A 342-nucleotide genomic window follows, 5' to 3' on the forward strand; every position below is an offset into this window, starting at 1 on the left:
TCGCCACCAGGTCGAAGATGTTCACGTCAGCGTCCATATTGACGTCGGCCGCCACGTGGTCGTAGCCCGTACCCAGCAGGTTCGAGCCCAGGATGTGGTTCGTGATCGCCACGATGTCCGTCACCGTCACGTTGCCGAAGTCAAAGGCAGCGTTGTAGGCCGGGCTGGCCGTGTAGTCCGCATCCACCTCCAGGTTACCGAAGCTGAACTGGCCATTGGCTGCCGTGGTCACCGTCTCGTCCATGTTGTTATCACCCGTAAGCGTTACCTCAACGCCACCCATCACGTCGTCGTCCTGGGTAGTGATCAGACCAGAGAGCGAGCCACTGCTGCCCTCACACA

Annotated in this window: 1 protein-coding gene; it reads right to left on the bottom strand. The window is 60.2% G+C overall.

Annotation, left to right across the window (positions count from 1 at the left end; all coding sequences use genetic code 11):
* Positions 1-342 (bottom strand): carboxypeptidase regulatory-like domain-containing protein (locus E1J53_RS23905; protein WP_154640302.1); only part of this gene is annotated, 342 nt, incomplete at both ends.

Origin of the sequence: Lewinella sp. W8 (assembly GCF_004375085.3) — a bacterium.
Classification (GTDB): Bacteria; Bacteroidota; Bacteroidia; order Chitinophagales; family Saprospiraceae; genus Neolewinella.